Genomic DNA, 16396 nt, shown 5'->3' on the forward strand with positions numbered 1-16396 from the left:
ACCGCGGACCCGTGCGGGCGACGTGCGCCGGGCGCGCTAGCGTGGGCTCGCACCCGTGCGCCCGGTAAGGCACGGTTGTCGCGCAGCAGCCGGCGCGTCGCCGCGGCCCCCCGCGGGCGGCTCGCGCAGGCCGGCGCACACTTCGGCGGTCGACGATCCCAGGAGCAAGGACGGACATGCACGCGATCGGTGTGGACATCGGCGGGACCAAGATCGCGGCCGGCGTGGTCGACGAGGACGGCGTCATCCTGGCGCAGACCCGCCGGGCCACGCAGCCCGACGACGCCGGGAGCATCGACCGGGCGATCGCCGAGATCTACGCCGAGCTGTCCGGGTCGTACGAGGTCGGCGCCATCGGTCTCGCCGCAGCGGGCTTCGTCGCCTCCGACCGGTCCGGCGTGCTGTTCGCCCCGAACCTCGCGTGGCGCAACTACCCGCTGCGCGACCGGGTCGCGGAGCTCGTCGGTCCGGACGTGCGCATCGTCGTCGAGAACGACGCCAACGCTGCGGGCTGGGCCGAGTTCCGCTTCGGTGTCGGCCGCGACGTCGACGACATGCTCATGCTCACGGTCGGGACGGGCCTCGGCGGCGCGATCATGATCGGCGGGCAGCTCGTCCGCGGCGCGTGGGGCGTGGCCGCCGAGGTCGGGCACATGCGGGTGGTGCCGGGCGGGCACTACTGCGGCTGCGGGCACGAGGGCTGCTGGGAGCAGTACGCGTCGGGCAGCGCTCTCGTGCGCGACGCGCAGGCAGCGGTCATCACCCAGCCCGAGCGTGCGGCGCGCCTGCTCGAGCTCGCGGGCGGCGACGCCGAGAAGCTCATCGGCCCGCACGTGACCGACGCCGCGCAGGAGGGCGACCCGCTCGCGGTCGAGCTGTTCACCGAGCTGGGCCGGTGGATCGGTGAGGGCTCGGCGTCCGTCGCCGCCCTGCTCGACCCCGAGCTCATCGTGGTCGGCGGCGGGGTCGGTGCCGCCGGCGACCTGCTCCTCGCGCCCGCGCGGCAGGCGTTCGGCGAGCAGCTCTCGGCGCGCGGCTACCGTCCCGAGGCGCGGATCGAGCTCGCCGCGATGGGCAACGACGCCGGCATCGTCGGCGCGGCGGACCTCGCCCGCTTCTGACGCGGACCGCCCGGGGCGGCGACGCCCCGGGCACCGCCGCTGTGCGGCTGCCGGCGGACCACTGCCGCCGGCTGCACCTCGGCCGCCGGCCCCGCCACGGCCGCTCCCGTCAGACGACGGCGCCCGTGTCGTCGTCCGCGTCGTCGCGTCGGTGCGGCATCCGCCAGAGCAGCGCGGCGACGCCGAGCACGAAGACGGCGGCCGCGGCCTGGATCAGCGCGGCGGGGGCCGTGGGCCACGCCACGACGACCACGAGCAGGAAGACCGGCATCCCCGCGGCGGCGAACCACGCCATCGTCAGCAGCGGGTCGCCGCCCATCACGGGGCCGGGGTCAGGGGCGACGAAGTGCTCCTCGGCCTCGTCCGCCGCGTCGGCGGCGTCCATCTGGGTGGTCCCGTCCCAGGACCGGCCGGTGAGCTCGGGCGGTCCGGGCCGCTCGCGCTCGGCGTCGTCGGCGGCCGGACGGATGACGCGGGGGTCCGGGACCCCCGGGGCGACGGGGTAGGTTACGGCGGGACCCGCAGCCGCCCCGGTCGTGCTCGTGGGCCCGGACGTGCCGCCCCCCGGGTCGTTCCCGCCGGTCAGGTCGGCGACGATCGCCGCCCAGCGCTCGTCGTCGGTGGGCTCGCGGGGCGCGTCGGGGGCGGGCTCGGAGGCGGCGCCACCGGTGCCCTCCGCGGTGCCGGGAGTCGTCCCGGGATCGGGGACGGTGTCGTCGGGGTCGTCCGGGCGTGCGGCCATGAGAGCACTCTAGAGTCGGACATGCGGTGCGGGCCGCGCGGGACATCCCCGGGCGGCGTGGTCGAGAGGTGGCAGCTTGTTCTACTGGTTGATGAAGCGGGTCATGGTGGGTCCGCTCCTGCACCTCGTCTTCCGCCCCTGGGTCCGTGGTGCGGAGAACGTGCCGAGCGAGGGCGCCGCGATCCTCGCGAGCAACCACCTCGCGGTGATCGACTCGTTCGTGCTGCCGCTCGTGCTCGACCGCGAGATCGTGTTCATCGGCAAGTCCGAGTACTTCACCGGGACCGGCATGAAGGGGCGCCTCAAGGCCGGCTTCTTCCGCGGCGTCGGGACGATCCCCGTCGACCGCTCGGGCGGCAAGGCGAGCGAGGCCGCGCTGCGCACCGGGCTCAACCGGCTGCGCGAGGGTGGGCTGTTCGGCATCTACCCCGAGGGCACGCGCAGCCCCGACGGCCGCCTGTACCGCGGCAAGACGGGTGTCGCGCGCCTCGCGCTCGAGTCCGGGGCGCCGGTCGTCCCCGTCGTCATGGTGGGCACCGACGTCGCGCAGCCGCTCGGCCGGGTCATCCCCAAGCCGGTGCGCCTCGGCGTCGTGATCGGTGAGCCGCTCGACTTCAGCCGGTACCGCGGCATGGAGAACGACCGCTTCATCCTGCGGTCGGTCACCGACGAGATCATGTACGCGCTCATGAGTCTCTCCGGCCAGGAGTACGTCGACGTGTACGCCGCGACGCAGAAGGCCCGGATCGCGACGGGTCACCCCGCGGCGGCACCCGTGGCCGAGTCCGGCCCGACGGCGCCGGGCGGCCGTCCCGCCCCGGACGTCCAGGTGCCGGGACCGCCCGAGGACGACGCGAGCGCGTCAGTAGGATGAACCGGTCGCCGTCCCGGGCCTCCCGCGCCGGCGCAGATCGACCAGTCCCGCCGTCACGAAACCCGGACCTTGGGCCCGACGACGGGCCACCGGGACGCCCCACCCTGTGGGCGCCAGCTGTGCAGAAACAACGAGAGGTGTGTCTCATGTCGGTTCGTCGCGTCGCGCTCCTGACCGCAGGCGGCTTCGCCCCGTGCCTGTCCTCGGCCGTCGGTGGCCTCATCGAGCGGTACACCGAGATCGCGCCCGAGATCGAGATCATCGCCTACCAGCACGGCTACCACGGGCTCCTGCGGGGCGACAAGATCGTCGTCGACGCGGAGGCCCGCGCGAAGGCCGGCCTCCTGCACCGCTTCGGGGGCTCCCCGATCGGCAACTCGCGCGTCAAGCTGACGAACGCCGCGGACTGCGTCAAGCGCGGGCTCGTCCAGGAGGGGCAGAACCCCCTGCACGTCGCGGCCGAGCAGCTCAAGGCCGACGGCGTCGACGTGCTGCACACCATCGGCGGCGACGACACGAACACGACCGCGGCGGACCTCGCGGCGTTCCTCGAGGAGAACGGCTACCACCTCACGGTCGTCGGCCTCCCGAAGACGATCGACAACGACGTCGTCCCGATCAAGCAGTCGCTCGGCGCCTGGACCGCGGCCGAGGAGGCCGCCGGCTTCGCGGCCAACATCATCGGCGAGCACCGCTCGGGTCCGCGCATGCTCATCGTGCACGAGGTCATGGGCCGGCACTGCGGCTGGCTCACGGCGGCGGCGGCGGCGGAGTACCGGACGTGGCTCGACGCCCAGGAGTGGGTCCCGAGCCTGGGTCTGACGCGTGAGCGCTGGGACATCCACGCGGTCTTCCTGCCCGAGCTCGCGCTCGACATCGACGCCGAGGCGGCGCGCCTCAAGACGATCATGGACGAGCAGGGCAACGTCAACATCTTCCTCTCGGAGGGGGCGGGCATGCACGAGATCGTCGAGCAGCTCGAGGCGTCCGGCGCCGAGGTCCCTCGCGACCCGTTCGGGCACGTGAAGCTCGACACGATCAACCCGGGCCAGTGGTTCGCGAAGCAGTTCGCCGAGAAGCTGGGCGCCGAGAAGGTCATGGTCCAGAAGTCGGGCTACTACTCGCGCGCCGCAGCGGCGAACGCCGAGGACCTGCGCCTCATCAAGTCGATGACGGACCTCGCGGTCGAGGCCGCGCTCAAGGGCGACTCGGGCGTCATCGGCCACGACGAGGAGGACGGCGATCGGCTCAAGGCCATCGCGTTCCCCCGCATCGCGGGCGGCAAGGCGTTCGACGTGTCGCAGGACTGGTTCGGTGCGCTGCTCGCCGACATCGGCCAGCCGCTGGTGCCCGGCGGCCACTCATGACCGTCGAGGCGGACCCGCAGGTCGTCGCCGGGCTCGACCACTGGCGTGAGCTCGTCGCGACGCAGCAGCCGCGCTGGCCGGACGCCGCCGGTCTCGCGCGGGTCACGGACCGGCTGTCCGCCGTGCCGCCGCTCGTGTTCGCGGGGGAGTCCGACGCGCTGCGGGCCCAGCTCGCCGCCGCGGGCCGCGGCGAGGCGTTCCTGCTGCAGGGTGGGGACTGCGCCGAGACGTTCGCCGAGGCGACCGCGGACAACATCCGCAACAAGATCAAGACGATCCTGCAGATGGCGGTCGTGCTGACGTACGGCGCGAGCCTGCCGGTGATCAAGATGGGCCGCATGGCGGGGCAGTACGCCAAGCCGCGCAGCTCGGACTCGGAGACGCGCGACGGGGTGACGCTGCCGGCGTTCCGTGGCGACATCATCAACGGCTACGAGTTCACGCCCGAGGCGCGCGTCCCGAACCCGGAGCGTCTGCTCGAGGCGTACCACACGTCGGCGTCGACGCTGAACCTGATCCGCGCGTTCACGACGGGCGGCTTCGCGTCGCTGCTGCGCGTGCACGAGTGGAACCGCGGGTTCACCGCGAACCCGGCGTACGCGCGCTACGAGGAGATCGCCGCGGAGATCGACCGCGCGATCCGTTTCATGGCGGCGTGCGGTGCCGACTTCGACGCGCTGCGCACGGTCGACTTCTTCTCGAGCCACGAGGGCCTGCTGCTCGACTACGAGCGTCCGCTCACGCGCATCGACTCACGCACCGGGCTGCCCTACGACTGCTCGGCGCACTTCCTGTGGGTCGGGGAGCGCACCCGTCAGCTCGACGGGGCGCACGTCGACTACTTCTCGCGCGTGCAGAACCCGATCGGCGTGAAGCTCGGGCCCACCAGCACGGGGGACGACGCCCTCGCGCTCATGGACAAGCTCAACCCGACGGCCGAGCCCGGCCGGTTGACCTTCATCACGCGCATGGGTGCCGGCAAGATCCGCGACCTGCTCCCCGCGCTCGTGGAGAAGGTCGCAGCCGACGGGCGCCCCGTCACCTGGGTGTGCGACCCGATGCACGGCAACGGCATCACGTCGGCGAGCGGGTACAAGACGCGGCGCTTCTCGGACGTCATGGACGAGGTCGCCGGGTTCTTCGAGGTGCACCGGGCGCTCGGCACCGTCCCGGGCGGCCTGCACATCGAGCTCACCGGCGACGACGTCACCGAGGTGCTCGGCGGGTCCGAGGAGATCGACGACGAGGGCCTGGGGCGGCGCTACGAGACCCTCGTGGACCCGCGCCTGAACCACCAGCAGTCGCTCGAGCTCGCGTTCCAGGTCGTGGAGCTGCTCCGCAAGGCGTGAGCTCCGGCCCCGGTCGTGAGAACGGCGCGTGACCCGACGGGTCACGCGCCGTTCTCGTGCGCGGGGGCAGCCGCGGTGCGGCGTCTGCGGTGCGATCGGGCCGTGGTCGGGCGGCGGGCGTCAGGGTCAGACGACGGTCAGGGTGATGGTGCTGCCCTTGGGGACCTTCTCGCCGGCGGGGGTGCTCTGCGAGCGCACGGTCCCGAAGATGCCGCCGAGCACGTTCTCCCGCTTCACGGCGAAGCCGAGGGCCTTGAGCGCCGCCTCGGCCTCGGTGAACTGCTTGCCGGTGAGGTCGGGGACCGCGATGGGCTCCGGGCCCTGCGACACCGTGATCGTGACCGCGTCGGTCCGGTGCCCGGCGGTCCCGGCCTTCGGGTCCTGGGCGATCACCTGGCCCGCGGGTGCGGTGTCGGACCACGCGGGGACCGCCTCGGGCTTCAGCCCCGCGTCCGTGAGCTGGCTGGTGGCCTCGTCCTCGCTCGCGCCGACGACCGAGAAGATCGTCACCGGGGCGGGCCCGTCGGACAGCGTGAGCACGACCGAGGACCCGCGCTCGACCTGGTGGCCGGGCTCGGCCGAGGCCGAGAGAACGGAGCCGAGCGGGGCGCTGTCGTCGTGGTGGTCCTCGCCCGGGGCGTACTCGGCGACGAGACCGGCGGCCTCGAGCGCGGCCTGCGCGTCGGCCTGCATCGCCCCGACGATCCCCTCGGGCACGGCGACGAGGTCCGGGCCCTTGGACACGGAGATCGTCACGGTGCCGTCCTTGCGGATCCGGTCGCCGACGGCCGGGTCGCTCGCGAACACGGTGCCGACCGGCGCGACGCTGTCGAACGCGTCGACCGGCGCTCCCTCGAGCCCGTGGTCGCCGAGCGTCGCGAGCGCCTCCTCGCGCGTGAGGCTCATGAGCTCCGGGACGCGCGTGTAGGCGCCGGGGCCGGACGTCATGTACCACCACGCGCCGGCGGCGGCGAGCACCACGAGCAACGCGGTGACGACCAGCCACCTCCGGCGCCGGCCGGTGGGCCGGCCCGCGCCGGCGGGCGGGCCGTCGTGCCGGGTCGACACCGCGGCGCGGCTCAGCCCGGTCCCGATCGGGAGGGCCACGGTGCGGCCGGCCTCGGCGACGTCGAGCCGGGTCGTCTCGTCCTGGCGCCGTGCGGCGTCGAGCCCCGCGGACGTCGCGCTCGTCGGGAGCCCGTCGTCCTCCGCGGGCCGCGGGTCCGTCGCGCTCGGCAGGGTGATCGTGGGTGGGACCTCGGCGGCTCGGGCGAGCGTGGGCCCGTCGAGGGTCGCGCGCGTCCGGCGCAGCTGCTCGAGCGCCGCGGACGCGTCGACCGGACGGTCCTCGGGCTCGCGCGCCGCCAGCGCGGTGACGAGCTCGTCGACCTCGACGGGCAGCCAGCGGACCAGGTCCGAGGGCGGTGGCACGTCCGAGTTCACGTGCTGGAACGCGACCTGGATCGGCGTCTCGCCGGTGAACGGCTGCCGGCCCGTGAGCATCTCGTAGAGCAGGATCCCGGCGGCGTACACGTCGGTGCGCGCGTCGCTCGCGCCGCGGGTCACGAGCTCAGGCGCCAGGTAGGCCACGGTCCCGAGGACCGTGCCCGTCGTCGTCGAGGTCACCTCGGTCACCGCGCGCGCGAGCCCGAAGTCGGCGAGCTTGACGCGGCCGTCGACGGCGATGAGGACGTTCTCGGGCTTGATGTCCCGGTGCACGAGGCCGACGCGGTGCGCGGCACCGAGGGCGTCGAGCACGCGCTCGAGGATCCCGAGCGCGTCGCCGACGGTCAGCGCGCCGCGCTCGGCCAGGTGGCGGCGCAGGTTGGTCCCGTCGACGTACTCCATCGTGAGGTAGCTCGTCTCGCCGTCGACGCCCTGGTCGAGCACGCCGACGAGCCCGGGGTGCGTGAGGCGGGCCGCGGCGCGGGCCTCCCGGCGGAAGCGTGCGACGAAGTCCGAGCCGGCGCCGCCCTCGGCGAGGTGCGGGTGCATGACCTTGAGCGCGACGTCGCGGTCGAGGCGCCGGTCGACCGCGAGGTACACGGTGGCCATCCCGCCGCGGGCGATCCGGGAGACGACCTCGTACCGCCCGTCGACCAGGCGGCCCACGAGCGGATCGGTGACGGTGGCTCCCACGCGGGTGAGTCTACGGTCGCCGCGGCCTCACACCGTGGAGGCGGCGCCTCAGCGGAAGCGCGTCATGTGGGTCTGCACGTTCGCGACGTAGCGCCGCGTGTCGGCGTACATGCCGTTGCGCTGCACCGACGACGCGCCCTGGTAGTACCCCGCGATCGCGGTGGGCAGGTCGGGGCTCGTCCGCACGAGCGAGCGGAGGATGGCGACGCCCGCGACGACGTTGTCGTCCGGGTTCAGCAGGTCGAGCCTGCGCCCGACGAGCTGCGAGGCCCACTCCCCGGACGTCGGGATGACCTGCATGGTGCCGATCGCGTTCGCGGGGGACACCGACGTGTGGTTGAAGCCTGACTCCTGGAAGGCGACGGCCTGCGCGAGCGCGGCGTCCACGCCCATCGAGCGCGCGGTCGCGGCGACCTTCGCCTGCATCTCGGCCTTCGAGGGGACCCCGGACGCGAGCAGCGTGGCCTTGTTCGCGTTGGCGGCGGCCACGACCGGGCTCGCGTAGGTCCGCCCCGCGAAGGTGTTCCCGACGAGCTGCGCGGCGGGGGCGGGTGCTGCCGCGGGTGCCGCCGCGCCGGGGACGGCGAGCTTCTGCCCGACGCGGATGAACGCGCGCGTGTCGAGGCCGTTCGCGCCGACGATCGCCTGGACCGTGGTGCCGTAGCGCTTCGCGATGCTGGAGACCGTCTCGCCGGACCCGACCGTGTGGGTCGCAGCCGCGGCGGCGGGGGCGGCGGCGGGGGCTGCCGGAGCGGGCGCGGCCTGCGCGGCACCGGGGATCGTGAGCGTCTGCCCGGCGCGGACGAACGCCCGCGCGTCGAGGCCGTTCGCGCTCACGATCGCGGCCACCGTGGTGCCGTAGCGCTTCGCGACGTGCGAGACCGTCTCGCCGCGCGCGACCGTGTGCGTGGCGCCGGCCGGGGCGGCAGCGGCAGGCGCCGCCGCCGGGGCGGGCGCGGCGGCCGTGGCGCCGGTCGGGATGACGAGCTTCTGCCCGATGCGGATGTGCGAGGCGTCGGCGAGCGCGTTCGCGCGGGCCAGCGCGGCGACGGTCGTCCCGGTGCGCGTCGCGATGTGGCTCACGGTGTCGCCGCTGCGGACGGTGTACTGCTCGTCGGCGTGCGCGGCGCTGGCGGACGCGGCGACCGCGGCGGCGGCGAGCACGAGCGTCGCGCCCGTCCCGGTGCCGACGCGGCGCACGAGCTGGGGGTCGATGCGCTGCGGGCGGGGCCGCGTGCCGGCCGTGCGCGGGTGCGGCGCGGCGGACGGGGCGGTGGCGTGCTGCGTCATGTCGACCTCGTGTGGCAGATGTGATGGATGGTGCGGATGTGACTCGTGTGACGTGATGCGAACGTAACGCAGGGAATGCAGGCGCGAAAGCGCCGTGCCGGAATTACGGCATTGTCATTTCCGCGCATACGGGTGATCTGCAGGGTGCGTACCCTGTGGCGGTGACTGAATCCACACCGCTCGACCAGCTCGTCGGCTCCTGGCTGACCCTTCCCGACGTCGCGGACCGCCTGGGGCTCGACGTGGGCAAGGTCCGCCGGCTGCTCCAGGAGGACCGTCTCGCGGCCGTCCGCCGCGGCGACCCGCGCGTCCTGTCGGTCCCCGAGGCGTTCCTGGTGCCGAGCCACCTCGCGAACCCGTCCGCACCCTCGCGCGAGGCCGCCGGACCGGACGCCGCGGACTGGACGGTGCTCGCCGCGCTGCAGGGCACGTTCACGCTGCTGTCCGACGCCGGGTTCGACGACGAGGGCGCCATCGCCTGGCTCTTCACGCACGACGAGTCGCTCGGTGCGACGCCGATCGAGGCGCTGCGCACGGGCCACAAGACCGCGGTCCGCCGTCAGGCCCAGGCGCTGCTCTGAGACGCCGGCCCGGGCACGGGGCCCGGGGCGCAGGGCTGGCGCTCAGGCGTGCCGGTCGACCGCCGCGTGCGCGAGCCGGACGAGGTAGGTCCGGCCCGGCTCGTGCAGCGGGAGCCGGTCGAGCGCGTCGAACGCACCGCGGGCGAGCTCGTCGATGAGCCGCTCGACGTCGCCGGGCGCGCCGGTGCGGGCGATCGCGGCGGCCAGGGCGGCGACGTGCTCGTCGGACAGGTCACGGACCCCGAGCTCGGACCGGAGCCGGGCGGCCGTCCCGGCGTCCCCCGACGCGAGCGCACGGGCCATCGCACGGGCGACGAGGACGGTGCGCTTGCCCTCGCGCAGGTCGTCGCCGGCAGGCTTCCCCGTCGTCGCGGGGTCGCCGAAGACGCCGAGCAGGTCGTCACGGAGCTGGAAGGCCTCGCCCAGCGGCAGCCCCACGGACCGGCACGCCGCGAGCGCGTCGTCGTCGGCCTCCGCGAGCGCAGCACCCAGCACGATCGGGTGCTCGACGCTGTAGCGCGCCGACTTGGACCGGATGACCTCGCGCGCGCGGTGCTCGTCGGCCTCCGGGTCCTCGCCCCAGGGGAGCGCCTGGGCCAGCACGTCGAGGTACTGGCCGACGGTGACCTCGGTGCGCATCACGTCGAACACCTCGCGCACGCGGGAGCGCAGCACCGCCGGCTCGGGGTCGAGCGCCCGCGAGAACACGTGCTCGCTGCGGACGAGAGCGAGGTCACCGAGCAGGATCGCGGCCGACTCGCCGAAGCGACGGGCGTCCCCGGACCAGGCCGCGTCCTCGTGCAGCGCCGCGAACGTGCGGTGCGCCGCGGGCAGCCCGCGCCGGGTGTCCGAGTCGTCCATGACGTCGTCGTGGAAGAGCGCGGCCGCCTGGAAGAGCTCGAGCGCCGCGCCGACCTGCACGACGACCTGCTCGCGCGCCGTGCCGGGCACGCCGCCGTGCGCGCGCCAGGACCAGTAGCAGAAGGCGGCGCGCAGCCGCTTGCCGCCGCCGAGCATCTGCTCGACGGCGCCGGCGAGGCGGTCCGCGTCGGCGCTCGAGGCGGCGAGGCTCGGGCGGAGGTCCTCGACGTGGAGCCGGAGCGCGGCGTCGACGCGGCTGCGGACGTCCTCGACGTCGACGAGTGCGGGGGAGGAGGTCACGCGGGCAGCCTAGGTGCGCTCACGGGGCGGTGCGCACCCGTCCGCCGAGCGTGAGCGTGCGCACCCCGTCCCGGTCGAGCACACCCACGATGACGATCTCCTGGCCCTCGCTGCGGCTGAACGTCGCCTGCGCCGCGAGCCCTGGCTCGGCGGCCGCGCCCGTCGTCTCGGCGAAGCCGGCGGCCAGCACCGTCGCGCGGACCCCGTCGAGCAGCGCAGCGGCGTCCTGCGGGCTGCGCAGGTTCAGGCTGATCTCGCGCAGACCCGCGGCGTCCGGAGGCCGGGCCGACGACACGAGGACCTCTGCGTCGGCGGGCACCGTCACGAGGTCGGTCGGGAAGCCGTCGACGAGGCGACCGACCGCGGACGCGGTGTCGGGTCCGGCGGTCAGCAGCGGCTCGGTCGGCGACGGGGTCGACCCGGCGGCGGCGTCGCTCCCGGCCGTGCTGGTGGCCGTGCCGGTGGCGCCGGGCGCCGGGGTGAGGGCGTCCGCCGTGCACCCGGCGAGCGCGCTCGCGGCGACGACGGTCGACACGAGCGCCGTGCACGCACGTCGGGCGGGGGAGGGGCGGAGCACGCGCACACCGTAACGAACGTCCCCGGTCAGCGCGGCGTGCGCGTCGTCGCGCGACCCCAGGGTCCGTGGCTCGACGCGCGGTCCACAGTGCCCGGAGCACACCCTCCCACGCGTGCCCGGGTTCGCTTGGGTACGGACATGGACACGACGACGATCCGGGTCAGCGAGCCCCGGGAGATGCTCGCCTACCTCCCGCACCAGCTGGGGTTCCGGCCGCACGAGAGTGCCGTCGCGGTCAGCCTGCGACCACCCCGCGGGCGGATCGGGCTGGTCGCGCGCGTCGACCTCCCCGACCTGGGCGACGTGGTGCACGGCCCCCAGGTCGCGCGCGGTCTCGTCGCGCACCTCGGGGCGGACGGTGCCGAGCGCGCGGTGCTCGTCCTCTACACCGCGCACGACCCGCGCAGTGCCGGCAGCCCGCCGGCCGCGCGGGCCGCCGCGGAGCACTTCCGGGAGGCGGCGGCCGCCGGGTTGTCCGACGTCGCGGTCTGGGTCGTGACGGCCGACGGCTACCTCGCGCTCGACTGCGACGACCCCGGCTGCTGCCCGCCCGGGGGCCGGGCGCTGCGCGACCTCGAGTCGACCGCCGTCGGGGCTCAGCTCGTGCTCGCCGGGTCCGCCGTCGCCGACTGCCGGGCCGACGTCGCCCGCATCCCCTCCGCGGGCGGTGACGCGCGCCGGTCGGTGGCACGGGTCGCCGCACGCTGGCGCAGGCGCCATGACCAGGCTGTCGCGGGCGGTCCGGCAGCGCTCACGGCATGGCGCCTCGCGTCGCTCGCGGCGTGGCGGGACGAGGTCTCCGCTGCGCTCGCGGGAGCGCCGTCCACAGGAGCGCCGGCGCTGGGCCGCCTCGACGTCGCCCTCGCCGACACGCGCGTGCGTGACGCGGTGCTCGTGAGCATGGTGCCGGGCCCGCCGGACCTCCCCGAACGGTCGCTGCGTGAGGCGCCCGGCGCGACCGACGCGCTCGTCGGCGAGGCGGTCGCCGGGATCGTCGACCAGCGACGCGGCGTCGTCCCACCGGCGGCGCTCACCGCCGCCCACGCGACGGTGCTCGAGCGCGTCGTCGGGCACGGTCGGCGCGACGCCCAGGCACCGGCCTGCACCCTGCTGGCCCTGCTCGCCTGGTGGCAGGCGGACGGTGCCCGCGCGGGGCTGCTCCTCGAGCGCGCGCTGGAGGACGACCCGGACCACCGGCTGGCCCGGATCCTCGACCGGACGCTCGCGGTAGCGATGCCCCCGGGTTGGGTCCGACGCGCGGGTTGACCAGGCCCGTCGTCCGGGGTGCGTTAGTCGCCGGGCCCACGCTCCGGTAGCGTCACAGCAGGGGCAGGACGTCAGTGCGTCGAGAGCGGAGGACCGATGGGCATCGTGGTCGGGTACCTGGCAACCCCCGAGGGGCGTGCGGCGCTCGAGACGGCGTCGAGCGAGGCCGAGCGGCGCGGCGAGTCGCTCGTCGTGGTCGTGAGCGAGCGTGGCGACGAGACCGACGAGCACCGCCAGGAGACCCAGGCGGCGCTCGACGCGGTCCGGTCCGAGCTGACGACGCGCGGCATCGAGCACGACGTCCGCGTGCTGGCTCGTGGCCGTGACGTCGCGGAGGACCTCATCGGCACGGCCGAGGAGGTCGGGGCCGGGCTCATCGTCATCGGACTGCGGCGCCGCAGCCCCGTCGGCAAGCTCATCCTCGGCGCGAACGCGCAGCGCATCCTGCTCGACTCCCCGTGCCCCGTGCTCGCGGTGAAGCCCGCCGCGAGCTGACGCGCCGGGCGCGCACGGCCGCGGGAATCATTCCCCCGGCCCGCACGTTGTCACCGTGGTCAGTCTCGAGAGAGCGGCGGGCACCGGGTCCGCGCGCGATCCTCGAGCGTCGCGTCCTCGCGCCGTCTGCGCCGGGACCTCGTCCACGCTGACCCGAACGGCCCCCTCGGCCCGCTGTGCCGAGGAGCGGCCGGTACAATATGGGAGCACCCGCCGATCTGATCCGGGTCTCTCGCTGCCGAAAGGTCGTTTGTGTCGCTCCAGCCTTCGCACCCCGCACTCCCGCGTGAGTTCGAGCATCCCGCCATGCAGGAGCTCGTCCGTCGTGGCCGGACCCACGGAAGCGTCGACGCGGTCGCCCTGCGCGCGGCCTGCGAGCAGGCCCAGGTCCAGGACGCCAAGCGTCTGAAGGCCGTCGTCCGCGGTCTCGCGACCGCGGGGATCGCCGTCGAGGAGCCCGTCCCCGCAGCGCGCGCCGTCGCTGCCACGAGCGCGAAGACGCGCCCCGCCGCCAAGGCCGTCGTCGCCGACGGTTCCGCCGAGGCCCCCGCCGCTCGCAAGCCCGCCCGCGCGAAGACCGCTCCCAAGGCACCGGCCGCAGCCAAGGCGGCCGCTGGTGCCAAGGTCGCGTCCGCCAAGGTCGCCGCCCCGAAGTCCACCAAGCCCGACGGCGAGGTCGCCGAGGACGAGGTCGAGCTCGAGGACGTGGAGATCGAGGACGTCGAGCCCGCGGTCGTCGAGGTCGAGGCCGCCGCCGGCGAGCTCGAGGAGGACGCCGAGAAGCCGGCGAAGCCCGCTGCGGCCGCCGACGAGGCGACCGAGGAGAGCGTCGGCTTCGTCTACTCGGACGCCGACGACGACGACGCCCCCGCCCAGCAGGTCGTGACCGCTGGCGCGACGGCCGACCCGGTCAAGGACTACCTCAAGCAGATCGGCAAGGTCGCGCTGCTGAACGCCGAGCAGGAGGTCGAGCTCGCCAAGCGCATCGAGGCCGGCCTGTTCGCGGAGGAGCGGCTCAACGCGGGCATCACCATGGAGCCCAAGCTGCGGCGCGAGCTCGAGTGGATCGCGTCCGACGGCCGCCGTGCCAAGAACCACCTGCTCGAGGCCAACCTGCGCCTCGTGGTGTCGCTCGCCAAGCGGTACACGGGTCGCGGCATGCTCTTCCTGGACCTGATCCAGGAGGGCAACCTGGGCCTCATCCGTGCGGTCGAGAAGTTCGACTACACCAAGGGCTACAAGTTCTCGACGTACGCGACGTGGTGGATCCGCCAGGCCATCACCCGCGCGATGGCCGACCAGGCCCGCACGATCCGCATCCCCGTGCACATGGTCGAGGTCATCAACAAGCTCGCCCGCGTCCAGCGGCAGATGCTCCAGGACCTGGGCCGCGAGCCCACTCCCGAGGAGCTCGCCAAGGAGCTGGACATGACGCCCGAGAAGGTCGTCGAGGTCCAGAAGTACGGCCGCGAGCCGATCTCGCTGCACACCCCGCTCGGCGAGGACGGCGACAGCGAGTTCGGTGACCTCATCGAGGACTCCGAGGCCGTCGTCCCGGCGGACGCGGTGAGCTTCACGCTCCTGCAGGAGCAGCTCCACCAGGTCCTCGACACGCTCTCCGAGCGCGAGGCCGGCGTGGTCTCGATGCGCTTCGGCCTCACTGACGGCCAGCCGAAGACCCTCGACGAGATCGGCAAGGTCTACGGGGTCACGCGCGAGCGGATCCGGCAGATCGAGTCGAAGACGATGTCGAAGCTGCGTCACCCGTCGCGCTCGCAGGTGCTGCGCGACTACCTCGACTGAGGCTGCGGGACCCCGCACGTCACGAAGGCCCGGTGCTCATGCACCGGGCCTTCGCGCGTTCGTCTCCGGCGCTCCGGCGCACGCGCGCGGAGGTCTGCGGCGCTCCGGCGCACGCGCGCGGTCAGGTCTGCCGCCCGTGTCTCGCGGTCTGCCGTGCACGGCTCACCGGTCGGCGGTGTCCCCGTCCCGTCCGAGGAGCGGCCTGAGGTGCTCCTGCGCCCAGGACTCCAGCGTCGTCGGTGTCGTCGTGAGCGCCGAGCGGCCGTCCTCCGGGACGAAGTCGCCGCGCAGACCGCGGGACATCCCCACGACGGCGTCGACCTGCGCCTCGGTGAGGCCGAACCCGCGCAGCTCACCCGCCACCTGGTCGTCGGAGACGTGCGTCGCGACGACCGGGTGACCTGTGACGTCGGTGAGGATGCGCGCGACGTCGTCGAACGACAGGTCGGCCGGCCCGTGCACGCCCCGCGTCGTGCGCCCGGTCCACGAGGTGGAGAGAAGGCGCGCCGCGGCGACGTCGCCGATGTCGCGCGGGTCGACCCAGGGGATCCGCTGGTCCGTCGGCAGCGTCGTCGTGAGGCTCCCGGACCGGAGCTGGTCGAGATCCATCAGCAGGTTCGTGAAGAAGTACCCGCAGCGCAGGTGGGTCACGTGCGCGCCCGTCGCGTCGAGGAGCTCCTCCGTGCGGCCGAGCCCGTCGATGTCGCCGAAGCCGTGCCGGGCCTCGGCCCCGACGCTGCTCTGCAGCACGACGCGCGGGATGCGGTTCGCCCGCACCGCGTGGGCCGCCGCGGTGCCCATCCGCTCGTGACCCGCGACCGGGTCGTCGTCGGGCGTCGGCGGGTCGACCCAGTAGAGGGCGTCCGCGCCGGTGCTCGCGCGTGCGACGGCGTCCGCGTCGCCGAGGTCGAGCTCGACCGCGTCGCACAGTGTCAGGAGCCGGGGCTCGAGCCGCGTGCGGTCGCGCAGGAGGAGTCGCGGGCGCTCACCGGCCTGGGCCAGCAGCGCGGTCACGCGTGATCCCACGCGTCCCGTGGGGGTCGTCACGACGATCGTCATCGGTCGCGCCTCTCGTCGACGGCTGCGTTCCGCACGATCGTCTCGCGGGGCGCCGACATCGCCGGGACAGGCCCGCCGGGGGAGGGCTGAGGCGCTGCTCAGGACGACCGCCGAGCCGGCCCGACGTCGCGCACGAGAGCCTCGTCGGCGACGACGAGGTCGCGGGCACCGTTCGCTCGTCGGGCAGGGCGGAGCCGCCGCAGGAATGACGAGAGGGCGCCGCCCGGGGAGGTCCCGGTCGGCGCCCTCTCGAGGGTCGAGGTCAGCGCGCGGCTGCTGCTCCTGCACCTGCTCCATGCTCGGCAAGAAGGCGGTCGGTCTCGTCCTGCACGTGGGTCGCCACATCGGCGAACTTCGGCGCGTGCGCCCGGTAGTGGTGCGCGCAGAAGAGCAGCTCGCCCACGGGAAGCAGCACACGGACGTAGGCCTGCGCGCCACAGCGGTCGCAGCGGTCGGCTACGGTCAGCGGTTCGGTCGTCGTCCCAGTCACATAGACATACAACCATCCGCACCCGGGAAACTTCCCCTCCAGGGCGGGTGGTTCGCTCCCCGCGTACACGACCGGTCCGGGA

General features: G+C 74.4%; 15 protein-coding genes. 8 read left to right on the top strand and 7 right to left on the bottom strand.

The window, feature by feature from the left end; translation table 11 throughout:
* Positions 1–176 precede the first annotated feature (176 nt).
* The gene (locus tag ACWFNE_RS08245) at positions 177–1121 is read left to right on the top strand and encodes an ROK family glucokinase (protein ID WP_452121934.1); all 945 of its coding nucleotides are present in this window, start codon (positions 177–179) and stop codon (positions 1119–1121) included.
* Positions 1122–1230: 109 nt separating this feature from the next.
* Here ACWFNE_RS08245 and ACWFNE_RS08250 read toward each other — a convergent pair whose 3' ends face one another.
* Complete coding sequence (locus tag ACWFNE_RS08250) at positions 1231–1863, bottom strand: hypothetical protein (RefSeq protein WP_452121935.1); 633 nt, start codon at positions 1861–1863, stop codon at positions 1231–1233.
* A 76-nt stretch (positions 1864–1939) separates the two neighbouring features.
* On the opposite strand from ACWFNE_RS08250, the gene ACWFNE_RS08255 reads away from it, so the two are divergent.
* From ACWFNE_RS08255 to ACWFNE_RS08265, 3 genes are all read left to right on the top strand, one after another.
* Positions 1940–2737 carry a lysophospholipid acyltransferase family protein gene (locus ACWFNE_RS08255; RefSeq protein WP_452121936.1) on the top strand — a complete coding sequence of 266 codons (798 nt, stop codon included), beginning with the start codon at positions 1940–1942 and terminating at the stop codon, positions 2735–2737.
* A 146-nt stretch (positions 2738–2883) separates the two neighbouring features.
* A complete protein-coding gene (locus ACWFNE_RS08260) occupies positions 2884–4104 on the top strand; it encodes a pyrophosphate--fructose-6-phosphate 1-phosphotransferase (RefSeq protein ID WP_452121937.1) in 1221 nt (406 codons plus the stop codon).
* Positions 4101–5453 (top strand): class II 3-deoxy-7-phosphoheptulonate synthase, encoded by a 1353-nt coding sequence (locus ACWFNE_RS08265; RefSeq protein WP_452121938.1) that lies wholly within the window; start codon positions 4101–4103, stop codon positions 5451–5453. The genes ACWFNE_RS08260 and ACWFNE_RS08265 overlap by 4 nt, the downstream gene beginning before the upstream one ends.
* 126 nt (positions 5454–5579) lie before the next feature.
* Here the strand turns inward: ACWFNE_RS08265 and pknB are convergent, their stop codons facing one another.
* Together pknB and ACWFNE_RS08275 are read right to left on the bottom strand one after the other, a co-directional pair.
* Positions 5580–7592 carry a Stk1 family PASTA domain-containing Ser/Thr kinase gene (gene pknB / locus ACWFNE_RS08270; RefSeq protein WP_452121939.1) on the bottom strand — a complete coding sequence of 671 codons (2013 nt, stop codon included), beginning with the start codon at positions 7590–7592 and terminating at the stop codon, positions 5580–5582.
* 48 nt (positions 7593–7640) lie between these two features.
* Positions 7641–8882 carry a LysM peptidoglycan-binding domain-containing protein gene (locus ACWFNE_RS08275; RefSeq protein WP_452121940.1) on the bottom strand — a complete coding sequence of 414 codons (1242 nt, stop codon included), beginning with the start codon at positions 8880–8882 and terminating at the stop codon, positions 7641–7643.
* 161 nt (positions 8883–9043) lie between these two features.
* On the opposite strand from ACWFNE_RS08275, the gene ACWFNE_RS08280 reads away from it, so the two are divergent.
* The gene (locus ACWFNE_RS08280; RefSeq protein ID WP_452121941.1) at positions 9044–9463 is read left to right on the top strand and encodes an Rv2175c family DNA-binding protein; all 420 of its coding nucleotides are present in this window, start codon (positions 9044–9046) and stop codon (positions 9461–9463) included.
* Between the two features lie 42 nt (positions 9464–9505).
* Here ACWFNE_RS08280 and ACWFNE_RS08285 read toward each other — a convergent pair whose 3' ends face one another.
* Positions 9506–10624: a polyprenyl synthetase family protein gene (locus ACWFNE_RS08285; RefSeq protein ID WP_452121942.1), complete on the bottom strand. Its 1119-nt coding sequence runs from the start codon at positions 10622–10624 to the stop codon at positions 9506–9508.
* A gap of 19 nt (positions 10625–10643) precedes the next feature.
* Positions 10644–11201 carry a hypothetical protein gene (locus ACWFNE_RS08290; protein WP_452121943.1) on the bottom strand — a complete coding sequence of 186 codons (558 nt, stop codon included), beginning with the start codon at positions 11199–11201 and terminating at the stop codon, positions 10644–10646.
* A 138-nt stretch (positions 11202–11339) separates the two neighbouring features.
* Between ACWFNE_RS08290 and ACWFNE_RS08295 the strand changes: the two genes are divergently transcribed.
* The 3 genes from ACWFNE_RS08295 (at position 11340) to ACWFNE_RS08305 (ending at position 14765) form a co-directional block, all read left to right on the top strand.
* Positions 11340–12467, top strand: a complete 1128-nt coding sequence (locus ACWFNE_RS08295) for a DUF4192 domain-containing protein (protein ID WP_452121944.1) — start codon at positions 11340–11342, stop codon at positions 12465–12467.
* 96 nt (positions 12468–12563) lie between these two features.
* Positions 12564–12962, top strand: coding sequence for a universal stress protein (locus ACWFNE_RS08300; protein ID WP_452121945.1), 399 nt, complete (start codon positions 12564–12566; stop codon positions 12960–12962).
* 306 nt (positions 12963–13268) lie between these two features.
* Entirely contained in the window at positions 13269–14765 is a 1497-nt protein-coding gene (locus ACWFNE_RS08305; RefSeq protein ID WP_452121946.1) for an RNA polymerase sigma factor, read from the top strand.
* Positions 14766–14927: 162 nt separating this feature from the next.
* On the opposite strand, the gene ACWFNE_RS08310 is transcribed toward ACWFNE_RS08305, so the two are convergent.
* Positions 14928–15824, bottom strand: coding sequence for an NAD(P)H-binding protein (locus ACWFNE_RS08310; protein ID WP_452121947.1), 897 nt, complete (start codon positions 15822–15824; stop codon positions 14928–14930).
* Positions 15825–16086: 262 nt separating this feature from the next.
* Positions 16087–16314 carry a DUF7455 domain-containing protein gene (locus ACWFNE_RS08315; RefSeq protein ID WP_258723523.1) on the bottom strand — a complete coding sequence of 76 codons (228 nt, stop codon included), beginning with the start codon at positions 16312–16314 and terminating at the stop codon, positions 16087–16089.
* Positions 16315–16396 lie beyond the last annotated feature (82 nt).

It is taken from the genome of Cellulomonas sp. NPDC055163 (genome assembly GCF_053607065.1).

Bases quoted from the DNA above. Each gene is read 5' to 3' on its own strand.
- ACWFNE_RS08250 (WP_452121935.1), bottom strand. From the start codon at position 1,863: ATGGCCGCACGCCCGGACGACCCCGACGACACCGTCCCCGATCCCGGG.
- ACWFNE_RS08300 (WP_452121945.1), top strand. From the start codon at position 12,564: ATGGGCATCGTGGTCGGGTACCTGGCAACCCCCGAGGGGCGTGCGGCG.
- ACWFNE_RS08260 (WP_452121937.1), top strand. From the start codon at position 2,884: ATGTCGGTTCGTCGCGTCGCGCTCCTGACCGCAGGCGGCTTCGCCCCG.
- ACWFNE_RS08265 (WP_452121938.1), top strand. From the start codon at position 4,101: ATGACCGTCGAGGCGGACCCGCAGGTCGTCGCCGGGCTCGACCACTGG.
- ACWFNE_RS08245 (WP_452121934.1), top strand. From the start codon at position 177: ATGCACGCGATCGGTGTGGACATCGGCGGGACCAAGATCGCGGCCGGC.
- ACWFNE_RS08295 (WP_452121944.1), top strand. From the start codon at position 11,340: ATGGACACGACGACGATCCGGGTCAGCGAGCCCCGGGAGATGCTCGCC.
- ACWFNE_RS08305 (WP_452121946.1), top strand. From the start codon at position 13,269: ATGCAGGAGCTCGTCCGTCGTGGCCGGACCCACGGAAGCGTCGACGCG.
- ACWFNE_RS08275 (WP_452121940.1), bottom strand. From the start codon at position 8,882: ATGACGCAGCACGCCACCGCCCCGTCCGCCGCGCCGCACCCGCGCACG.
- ACWFNE_RS08310 (WP_452121947.1), bottom strand. From the start codon at position 15,824: ATGACGATCGTCGTGACGACCCCCACGGGACGCGTGGGATCACGCGTG.